This window comes from Skermanella sp. (genome assembly GCF_059503625.1).
This window is the reverse complement of the sequence record NZ_JCACHA010000819.1, coordinates 1-9,047: the sequence shown is the minus strand read 5'-3', so window position 1 is coordinate 9,047 and position 9,047 is coordinate 1. Positions and strand designations below refer to the sequence as shown.

Sequence of the window (9,047 nt, the reverse complement as noted above, 5' to 3'; positions counted from 1 at the left end):
ACGCGGGCGGCGGGCTTCCCGATCTCCACCCTGTATCCGGCGACCCGGCCGCTCTACGCCAAGGCCGGCTACGGCACCGCCGGCGACAGGATCACCTACCGGCTGCCGTTCGGCGTCCTGCGCGGCCTGCGTTCCGATCTCGGACCCGAACTGATGGCGCCGGTCGTCCGCTCCACCCTGGAAGACATGCAGGCGGAGCGGGCACGGCGGACCAACGGCCTGCTGGCGCGCTGCGAACTGCTGTGGCAGCGGGCGCTGGATTCTGCGGCGAAGCCGCTAGACACCTGGCTGATCCCCGGCGCCGGCGGTCCCGAAGGCTACCTGACCATGGGTCCCAAGTCGTCCGACCGCACGCTGCATGTGGAAGACTGGGCCGCCCTGACGCCCCGCGCCGGGCGGGCGATCCTGGCCTTCCTGGCCGGCTGGCATTCCCAGGCCCAGGCCGTCACCTGGGCGGGAGGACCGGAGGACGTGCTGATCCACCTGATGCCGGAAGTGGGCGCCGCCATCGCCTCGTGGGAGCAGTGGATGCTGCGGATCACCGACGTCGCCGGTGCCCTGACGGCGCGCGGCTGGCCGATGGGAGTCCGCGCCGGCCTGACCCTCGACGTCGGCGATCCCCTGCTCGCCGGCAACGGCGGCCGCTACCGGCTGGAGGTGGAGGACGGCGCGGCGACGGTCGAGCGCCTGTCCGGTTCCGGTCGCGGCGCCGCCGGCATCTCGCTCGGCGTCGATGCGCTGGCGACGCTCTATACCGGCCATCTGGCGCCCCGGACCATGGCGGACCTGGGCCTGCTGGAAGCACGGCCGGCGGCGCTCGATACCGCCGCCACCCTGTTCGCCGGGCCGAAACCGTGGCTGTCGGACATGTTCTGACAGGGACCGCCCGGCAACCTCATCCGGCCCGCATCCGCTCCCGGTATCCCCGTATCGCCGCGTTGACCTGCTCCGCCAGCTCGGCCGAGGCGGTGCCGGGATTGAGGCCCATCATCAGGGCGTCCGTCATCGGCCGGAGCATCTTCAGCGCCTGCGGTTCGCTCACCCTGCCCGTGGACACCATCCGCTGCGCCAGACTGCGGAGTTCGGTGCAGATCTCGGCCAGCCGGGCGAAGGGCGTGTCCGAAATCCGCTCCATCAGGTCGGAGCAGGCGTCGGTCAGCGATTCCAGGTAGTCGCGGTTGGTGGCGTCGTCGTTGAGACCGGGCGTGCCGGAAACGATCAGACCGGCCAGGAAGGTGATCTGGAAGGCGTCGCGCCGCCGCTTCTCCTCGTCGATCGCCTTCTGCGCAAGGGCGATGGTCGTTTCCAGCTCGTCGAGCCGGGGCGGACGCCCTTCCGCCTTGGCGCGCAGGGTGTTCGGCACGTCGAACAGCGGGATGGAACTTGGGCCGCGCGCCGGGTCCTTGCGGCGGTCCGGTCCGATATAGGCGGAGGTCACGATGAACGGCTTGCGCTGGCGGACCAGCCCGGCCAGCCGCTCCATCACGGCGGCGGGCGAGATCGGCTTCAGCAGCAGCCCGTCGGCGCCGCTTTCCACGATGGCGCGGACCCGGTCGTTGCTGGCGATCGAGGTCGTCATGACGACGGTCAGGAACGGATTGGTGCCGAGCTTGCCGTGGCGGATCGACCGGACCATCTCGCACGGGTTGTCGTCCTCGAGGTCGGCGTCCAGGATCACGACGTCGGGCGGCTCGCGCCTTTCCTCCAGCAGCGAGCGCAGGTTCTTCACGTCGGGAACGTCGACGATGTTGGAAAAGCCCTCGGCCTGGAGCAGGGACTTCAGCGCGATCCGGACGGAAAGATTGCCTTCCCCCATCAGGATGCCGATCTTGGGCCTGTATATTCTCGCGATCATCCGCTCATCCCATACCGCACTGACAGGTGGCTGAAAGCTTCAAGGGATGCACATTCGCGTCCGGCTTTTCTAGACACTTCAACAAAAACAAGAATGCCATATCATTTTTAATCGGCAAGAGCCGGGTAGCGTTTCCGTGGCGGGACCATTGTCGCAGTCAGATGTTTAACTCCCCGGATACCGGAGCCAGATGATTGGACCGGGGCCGAATTTATGAGGGATTGCCAGATGAGCCTGCCGATATGACCAGCCCGATCGCTTCCTTCGCCGGCGAAGCTTCGCCCCTGCCCTTCGTTCATTCCGCGACGGTCCGCGAGGCGGCCCTGATCGGCGAGTTGAACGACCTTCTCCAGCTCGACTACGACGCGACCGGCGCCTATACGCTGGCGATCTCGGCGCTGCGTGACAGGAACCTGCGCAATACCCTGATCGGCTTCCGGCAGGATCATGAACGGCACATCGTCGAACTGGCCGGCCTGATCCGGGCGCGCGGCGGCCTGCCGGTCCGGATGCCCCATTTCCCCACCGGCATCTTCAAGCTGCTGGTCCAGGCCGCCGGCTCCACCGGCGGAATGCTGGGCAGCTTCGGAGCCTTGGGGGGCCTTGCCGGCGGCGACCGCGCCGTCCTGCTCGCCTTCGTCGCCAACGAGACCCAGGCGCGCGACAAGTACGAGCGGCACGCCCGGGCCGCCGGCCATCCCGCCGATGTCGCGGCGGTGCTGCACCGGGCCGCCCGCGACGAGGAGACCCATCACCGCTGGGCCTGGGACGCGCTGGAGCGGCTGGGAGCGGGACGCGACAGCGTGGCCGGCCGGATGGTCTCCGGCTTCGCCTTCGTCCACGGATCGAATGCCGACATCCTGGAGGCGGCGGGCAAGCTGTGGCTGGATCTTCTGGCACGCTCCGTTCGGGGCGCCTGAAAGCCGGCAACAAGTCGGATGGCCGCCGCGTTCTCGGGTGATATGCCAGTGAGCGAAGAGGATATCCATGACCAGCTCGCACGAAAATCCCGACAGCCGCGCGGCGGCTGGCCAGGGAAACCTGCGATACTACCTGTTGGGACTGGCCGTGGTGGCGGTCATCGCCGTGATCGCGGCAATCTCGTACGCGGTCCAGAACGGCAACCTCGAGGAACAGCTGGCCCAGCGCCAGCGCGAACACCAGCAGACCTTGGCCGCGGTCACCACCGAACGGGACACGGCCCGCGACGAACGCCAGACCTTCCAGGCCGACCTTGAACGCCTGCGCACCACCGTCCAGGACGAACAGCGCCTGACCGGCGAGGTCAACCGCCTGGGCCAGGAGATCCAGACCCGCCAGCAGACCTTGCAGGATCTCAACGCCCAGGCCGAAGCCGCCCAGGCGCAGACCCGGACGCTCCAGCAGCAGCGCGCCGAGGCCGAGCAGCAGGCGAACCAGCTGGCCGAGCAGATCCGCCAGCAGACGCAGCAGATCGAGCGCGGCACGGCTCAGCTCGGCGAGACCAGCCAGCAGCAGGCCGCCGCGCGCGACCAGCTTGCCACGATCACCGGGCAGATCGCCCAGCGCACCGCCGAGACGGAGCAGATCGCCCAGCGGGTGCAGGAAGTCCGCGCGCAGGAAGCCCAGCTCCGCGACAGCATCGCCGCCCTCAGCCAGGAATCGGCGGCCAAGGCCGATCAGGCGGCGCAGGCCGGCCAGCAGGCGGAGGAAGCAGCCGCCCAGCTCGACCAGATCCGCAAGGACCTCGCCCAGTCGCGCCAAGAGCTCGCCACCGCCAACGACCAGCTCACGGGCGCCCGTCAGGAACTCGAGAACGCCCAGCGCCAGCTGGCCGACGTCACCCAGCAGAGCACCCAGGCCGCAGCCCAGCTCCAGCAGCGGCAGCAGGAACTGGCCCAGGTCACCCAGACCATCGAGCAGCGCACCGCCGAGGCCGCCCAGGCCGAACAGCGCGTCGCCGACCTGACGTCCCAGGCCGAGGCCGCGCAGGCCAGGGTCGAGGAACTGACCCAGGCCGCGGCGCAGGCCCGCGACACCGAAGTCACCGCCCGCCGCGACGTCGCCGACCTGTCGGAACAGGTGACGCAGCGGACGACCGAGCTTCAGGAGGTCGACCAGCGCATCCAGGAAGCCCGCCAGAACCTTCTGAACGAGCAGCAGGGCCTAGCCCAGCTCCGCGAGCAGATCGCCCGGCAGGCGGCCGAACTCCAGGCGCTGGAACAGCGCCGCGACGCCCCGGAGCCGGCTCCCGAAGCCGCTCCGGCGGAACCGGCCCCCGAAGCCGCTCCCGCCCAGCAGTAACCGTCCACCGGGCCACGCGCCGGCAAAAGGAAAAGGCGGCAGGTTCACCCTGCCGCCTTTTTCATGTCAGCCTCGTCAGCCTGATCGGCCGCTCTCTCAGCCGGCGCTCACGCGCCGCTTCCCGGCGTCTGGAACACCTTCGCCGCCTCGCTCGCCGGCAAGGTGCCGCGTTCGCGTCCCAGCAGGGTGTCGGCACTGGGCGAGACGCCTGCCGGAGCATCGGCGCGCGAGCGCGAAACGTGCTCGTGGTGACGGTCGGGATCGACGTACTCGACCTTGTGGGAATGCGCCGGCGCATGCGACGACTTGAACGCATGCTCGGTCAGGATCGCGTCGTCCTCCTCGGGATATCCACCGCCCCGGTAGCCATCGCCCCGGTAGCCATCACCATAAGATTCCTCGCGCCGCGTGCCGGTCTTCGAACTGGCGATCGCCAGCCATGCCAGGCTGATCGCCAGCAGCGCGACCGGGATCGGGTTGTCGCGTACCGTCGCCGAGAGATTCGAGACGAAAGTCTGACCCTGCCCGCTGCTGCGCAGATAACTCCAGGCTTCGTCCATCAGGCGGCCCGGCGCCAGCCGGTCCTCGATGGCGGCCAGGGTTGCCGCGGTGTTGCGGCGGGTCTGCTCGATCTCGCGCTCGATCTGTTCGGGGGTCCTGTCGTCCGGGTTCGCCATCTCCAGCCTTCCATCGAATAGCAATGTGGTGCGGTCGTCCCGCACCCCATGGCAACCCAAACGCATCGGGGTTAGTTCCGCGGCCGTCCCTGGGCCGGCTCCGGCTGGGCCGCCAGACGGCCCGCTTCCGTCCAGTTCGCGTAGTTGGCGTGGACCCAGGCGGGGATGATCAGGCTGGCGACGCCGCCCAGTGCTATCAGCGTCTTGGTCAGTTCGGAGAACGGGCCGATCCTGCTGTCGAACCCGAGCACGACGTAGACCACGACGACGTGCCAGGCATAGACCTGGAGCGAATGCTTGCCCAGGAAGGTCAGGAAGCGCCAGCGGAACAGCCGGTTCAGCAGGTCCCCCGCCCGCCGCGCCGCCGGAAAGGCGCTGTCCCCGCCCGCGACCAGCAGCCACGTCACCAGATAGGCCAGCGCCACGAAGTTCAGCAGATAGACCAGGCTCAGTTCGGTCCGGTTGTTGAACCCGTCGAACCGCAGGGCCATGCTGTCCGGCATGAACCCATAGGTGAAGCCCAGCTTGTAGAACAGGAACAGGACCACGATCACGATCGACGCCTTCAGCAGGTCGGTCCGTTCCGGCGAGAACCAGCCGTTCCAGTCCATCTTGCCCCGCGTATCGGCCGCCCCCAGCAGCAGCCCGGTGACGAACACGACCTGCCACGCCAGCGGGTTGAAGTGGCTTTGCAGGACGAAGCCCGGCACGATCTCCGCCACCGACTGCTCGAAGATGCGGACCGCCGGCAGATGCCAGCCGAGCTGCACCCCCAGCCACATCAGGATGCTGCCGCCCAGCACTTCCCGCCAGTAGCCGCGCGCCACCCAGCGCAGCAGCAGCGGCGACGCCACCAGATAGACGATGTATTGCGGCAGGATGTCCATGAAGGTCGGCTGGTACAGCAGCAGGAACGCCGAGACGGCGGTGACCGACGGCGTCTGGTACATTTCCCACATGAACTGGCCCCACAGCGGCCGGGAGTTCGGCACCACCATGGCCAGGATCAGGATCACCGCCAGCACCATCACCGCATAGACGTAAAGGTCGTAGGCGCGTCTCAGGATCTTGGCGTCCATCAGGCCCGTCCGGCCCTGCCCGATCATCCGCGTGTAGTACAGTCCGATGATGATGCCGGACAGGAAGACGAAACCCTGCGCGTCCTGGACATAACCGAGTTCTCCATGGTTGATCTTTTGCAATAAAAGATCACCTTGAAAAAGGAGATGATTAAGCATCATAAATACAAGAAAATAACCGCGCAGTCCGTCCAGGACAGTAAAACGCTTCATGGCTCTCTCTCCGCGGCCAAATAGAATCATGTTCCGGCCCTTCGACAGGCCGTCAACACAGCAGTTTCAACGGATGTTGTTCATGTTTATTCCTGGGATGGTAAATCAATACCACAAATAGGCAACCATTCCCCCGAATGATAAAAACGATAATTGTGCGCTCTCCAAGGAACCTTGCAGCCGGAAAATGCGTCTGCATCGTCGGAGAGGTTGCGTTTCGGCCACACCGGCCGGGCGAACGCTTTTCATTGCCCCTGAAATCACATTTTAACCATATTGTGGATCAATACGCAGGGTCGGCGCCGGTTGGCGTCCGTTGCAACGGCAACCGAGCGAGTGATCCGGGATAATGGTTAAAAGAGCTTTCGTCGCCTTCTGCCTTGGAACCGCCGGCGTCGGCGCCGGTCTGGCCGGCCTGATCACGGGGACCGCGCTCGTCTCGGCCCAATCTCCGGCCCAATCTCCGGCCCAGCCGCAGCCCCAGCCGCAAGCGCCGGCCGCCGACATGTGCGCCGCGCCGGCGCTGGTTTCGGCGGCGTCCGTGCGCCAGCTGCCCCATACCAGCGTGGCGCTCAGCCAGAAGCACGACCTGCGCGTCGTCGCGGTCGGGTCGTCCAGCACCGAGGGCATCGGCGCGTCCGCTCCGTCCAGGACCTATCCGGCCCAGCTCGACGCCATCCTGGAGCAGCGCTTCCCCGGAACCCGGATCGACGTCGTCAACAAGGGCATCGGCGGCGAGACGGCGGCCGGCACGCTGGCGCGGCTGGACCGCGACGTGCTGTCGCTCCATCCCGATCTGGTGATCTGGCAGCTCGGCACCAACGACGCCCTGCGCAACGTCGACGCCAAGGCCTTCGGCGTCCAGGCGGTCGAGGGTATCCGGCGCATCCGGGAGAGCGGCGCCGACCTGCTCCTGCTGGAGCCGCAGTTCCTGCCCCGCCAAGCCAACAACGCGACCTACGCCGCCTATGTCGATGCGGTCCGCGCGCTGGGCGCCGCCCATGGGCTGCCGGTGTTCCGGCGGAGCGAGGTGATGAAATACTGGCTGGATTCCCGGCAGTTCACGCCGGCGACCATGCTGTCGTCCGATCAGCTTCACATGACCGACGCCAGCTACCACTGCCTTGCGCGGCTGATGGCGGACGCGATCGTGCCGACCGCGATCCCGGCGATCCAGCCGCCCGCCGCCGGCAAGCCGGCTCAGGCAATAAAGACGCTGAGCGGTCCCAGTGCGGTCCGAAGTGCTGAAAACCCCAGGTAAAGCAAGGCTCCCACGAACCCCCAGCAGGCGATGGCGGCGGTCAGCGCCAGGATCGCCTGCATCTGGACGGGCAGCTGTTCTTCGGGTCCCTCGGAAAACCGGGACATCAAGCGGTCGCCGGCGATCCGGCGCAGCATCTCGTTCACTTCGAATTGGTTGTTCATTTCGATCCCTCCCGCTCGAAGCCCGATGCTAGTTATGGAAAGGATCTAAACGGGTGTCAAAAGTGTGACATCCCGGTCGCAGTGGGAAGAATTCTCAGATGCCACCTGAATGACCCGTAAAACTCGGGCCGCCGACGCCAATTTCTATCTTCGGTCTTAATACAACGATCAAGTATGCCTGACGTGTATCGGCCCGCTATAAGCTGTCGTCCGCAAGATGAATGACCGCCAAGTGCCTGAAGAGGATTAAGTAATGTTGGGCGTGATCCTGTTTGCCCTGCCGCTCGGACGCCTGTTCAACTCGGCTCTTGCCGACCAGCCGACGGTCGTGGAGTTGTTCACGTCGGAAGGATGCTCGAAGTCCCGTGTCGCGGACGCCCTTCTGAGCGAACTGGCGGGCAGGCCCGATGTATTGGCGCTGTCTTTTCATGTGACCTATTGGGACCGGATGGGCTGGAAAGACCCGTTCGCGACGGAAAACAACACGCGGCGCCAGCGCGATTACAACGAAGCCCTTGGACGCGACAGCGTCTACACTCCGCAGATGATCGTCGACGGACGTTTCGAGACCGCCGGAGACCGCCCGCGCGCGGTCGGCGAAGCGATGGCGGAAAGCCTTGGGCAGCCCCAGGCCCGCCGGCTGAACATCGCGGTCGAGGCCGGCAAGGGCACGATCGGCGTCGGCATCCCGCGCGGCCCGATCCCGCGCGGCCCCAACGGCGGCGAGGCGCGCGTCCTGATGGTCCGCTACCAGCTTGGGCGCGGCAAGTCGGTCAAGGCCGGCGAGAACCGGGGCCAGCGCCTGCGCCACAGCAACCTCGTGCGCGAGATCGTCGACATGGGAGCCTGGACCGGCTCCGCCCGCAACCTGCGGGTACCCATGGCCCCCGCCGGCTACGGCGTCGCCGTCCTGGTCCAGGAATTCGACGCCGACGGCCGCCCCCAAGCCATCCTGGGAGCGGCGCGAGTCGAGCGCCGCCTGCTGGGCGCCGGCGTCACCCCGTGGGAGGCCCTGGTGCGGACGATGCGCGCGGCGGCCCGCCGCATGACCGGCGGCGACGGCGGCGCGGCGCCGCTGTAACCCCGGACGGGAGGGAACAGCCGCTTCTACGGCGCCGCCGCGAGCATCGCCCGAAAGACGGCGCGGACCCGGTCCGCCCCGATACCGGGAACCGCCATTGCGGCTTCCACCATCTCGTCGGTCGGATCGGGCGGCACCATCACCAGCCCGGCCTTCCTGATGATGTCGAGCACGCAGAGAGCTTCCGTCATTACCGGAGAGCAGACAAGGCGGTCCCCGTCCGGGACGACGTTGTCCTGGATAACCTCATTCTGCATATCGGATCGAACCTTCACCGGTTAAGGCACTGCGACGGACCACGGCCAAGTCATGGCGAAGTCATGGCCAAGTCAACCGCAACCAGTCGCGGCTGGACCCCGATCCCCCAGCGGCTACAATCGCGGCATTATGGTGTTGTAGCCAAAGGCAGCCAGTTTCGCCTGATGATCCAGATC

Annotated in this window: 10 protein-coding genes; 5 read left to right on the top strand and 5 right to left on the bottom strand. The window is 66.9% G+C overall.

Annotated elements, in window-relative coordinates:
- The coding region (locus AC5JJ6_RS29460; protein WP_496045473.1) for a GNAT family N-acetyltransferase at positions 1-876 on the top strand (876 nt) is incomplete at its 5' end.
- A gap of 19 nt (positions 877-895) precedes the next feature.
- On the opposite strand, the gene AC5JJ6_RS29455 is transcribed toward AC5JJ6_RS29460, so the two are convergent.
- Positions 896-1,855, bottom strand: a complete 960-nt coding sequence (locus AC5JJ6_RS29455) for a response regulator transcription factor (protein WP_496045472.1) — start codon at positions 1,853-1,855, stop codon at positions 896-898.
- A gap of 242 nt (positions 1,856-2,097) precedes the next feature.
- Between AC5JJ6_RS29455 and AC5JJ6_RS29450 the strand changes: the two genes are divergently transcribed.
- Together AC5JJ6_RS29450 and AC5JJ6_RS29445 are read left to right on the top strand one after the other, a co-directional pair.
- Positions 2,098-2,775, top strand: a complete 678-nt coding sequence (locus AC5JJ6_RS29450) for a DUF2383 domain-containing protein (RefSeq protein ID WP_496045471.1) — start codon at positions 2,098-2,100, stop codon at positions 2,773-2,775.
- Positions 2,776-2,842: 67 nt separating this feature from the next.
- Positions 2,843-4,138, top strand: a complete 1,296-nt coding sequence (locus tag AC5JJ6_RS29445) for a hypothetical protein (RefSeq protein WP_496045470.1) — start codon at positions 2,843-2,845, stop codon at positions 4,136-4,138.
- A 107-nt stretch (positions 4,139-4,245) separates the two neighbouring features.
- Here the strand turns inward: AC5JJ6_RS29445 and AC5JJ6_RS29440 are convergent, their stop codons facing one another.
- Both AC5JJ6_RS29440 and AC5JJ6_RS29435 read right to left on the bottom strand, forming a co-directional pair.
- A complete protein-coding gene (locus AC5JJ6_RS29440; protein WP_496045469.1) occupies positions 4,246-4,881 on the bottom strand; it encodes a DUF3618 domain-containing protein in 636 nt (211 codons plus the stop codon).
- 5 nt (positions 4,882-4,886) lie between these two features.
- The gene (locus AC5JJ6_RS29435; protein ID WP_496045468.1) at positions 4,887-6,107 is read right to left on the bottom strand and encodes an OpgC family protein; all 1,221 of its coding nucleotides are present in this window, start codon (positions 6,105-6,107) and stop codon (positions 4,887-4,889) included.
- A gap of 349 nt (positions 6,108-6,456) precedes the next feature.
- On the opposite strand from AC5JJ6_RS29435, the gene AC5JJ6_RS29430 reads away from it, so the two are divergent.
- The gene (locus AC5JJ6_RS29430; RefSeq protein ID WP_496045467.1) at positions 6,457-7,368 is read left to right on the top strand and encodes an SGNH/GDSL hydrolase family protein; all 912 of its coding nucleotides are present in this window, start codon (positions 6,457-6,459) and stop codon (positions 7,366-7,368) included.
- Here AC5JJ6_RS29430 and AC5JJ6_RS29425 read toward each other — a convergent pair.
- A complete protein-coding gene (locus tag AC5JJ6_RS29425) occupies positions 7,308-7,532 on the bottom strand; it encodes a hypothetical protein (protein WP_496045466.1) in 225 nt (74 codons plus the stop codon). The genes AC5JJ6_RS29430 and AC5JJ6_RS29425 overlap by 61 nt on opposite strands.
- Positions 7,533-7,785: 253 nt before the next feature.
- Between AC5JJ6_RS29425 and AC5JJ6_RS29420 the strand changes: the two genes are divergently transcribed.
- Positions 7,786-8,613 (top strand): DUF1223 domain-containing protein, encoded by an 828-nt coding sequence (locus AC5JJ6_RS29420; RefSeq protein WP_496045465.1) that lies wholly within the window; start codon positions 7,786-7,788, stop codon positions 8,611-8,613.
- Between the two features lie 26 nt (positions 8,614-8,639).
- Here the strand turns inward: AC5JJ6_RS29420 and AC5JJ6_RS29415 are convergent, their stop codons facing one another.
- The gene (locus AC5JJ6_RS29415; RefSeq protein WP_496045464.1) at positions 8,640-8,870 is read right to left on the bottom strand and encodes a hypothetical protein; all 231 of its coding nucleotides are present in this window, start codon (positions 8,868-8,870) and stop codon (positions 8,640-8,642) included.
- Between the last annotated feature and the right edge of the window lie 177 nt (positions 8,871-9,047).

Bases quoted from the DNA above. Each gene is read 5' to 3' on its own strand.
- AC5JJ6_RS29455 (WP_496045472.1), bottom strand. From the start codon at position 1,855: ATGATCGCGAGAATATACAGGCCCAAGATCGGCATCCTGATGGGGGAA.
- AC5JJ6_RS29450 (WP_496045471.1), top strand. From the start codon at position 2,098: ATGACCAGCCCGATCGCTTCCTTCGCCGGCGAAGCTTCGCCCCTGCCC.
- AC5JJ6_RS29445 (WP_496045470.1), top strand. From the start codon at position 2,843: ATGACCAGCTCGCACGAAAATCCCGACAGCCGCGCGGCGGCTGGCCAG.
- AC5JJ6_RS29440 (WP_496045469.1), bottom strand. From the start codon at position 4,881: ATGCGTTTGGGTTGCCATGGGGTGCGGGACGACCGCACCACATTGCTA.
- AC5JJ6_RS29435 (WP_496045468.1), bottom strand. From the start codon at position 6,107: ATGAAGCGTTTTACTGTCCTGGACGGACTGCGCGGTTATTTTCTTGTA.
- AC5JJ6_RS29430 (WP_496045467.1), top strand. From the start codon at position 6,457: ATGGTTAAAAGAGCTTTCGTCGCCTTCTGCCTTGGAACCGCCGGCGTC.
- AC5JJ6_RS29425 (WP_496045466.1), bottom strand. From the start codon at position 7,532: ATGAACAACCAATTCGAAGTGAACGAGATGCTGCGCCGGATCGCCGGC.
- AC5JJ6_RS29420 (WP_496045465.1), top strand. From the start codon at position 7,786: ATGTTGGGCGTGATCCTGTTTGCCCTGCCGCTCGGACGCCTGTTCAAC.
- AC5JJ6_RS29415 (WP_496045464.1), bottom strand. From the start codon at position 8,870: ATGCAGAATGAGGTTATCCAGGACAACGTCGTCCCGGACGGGGACCGC.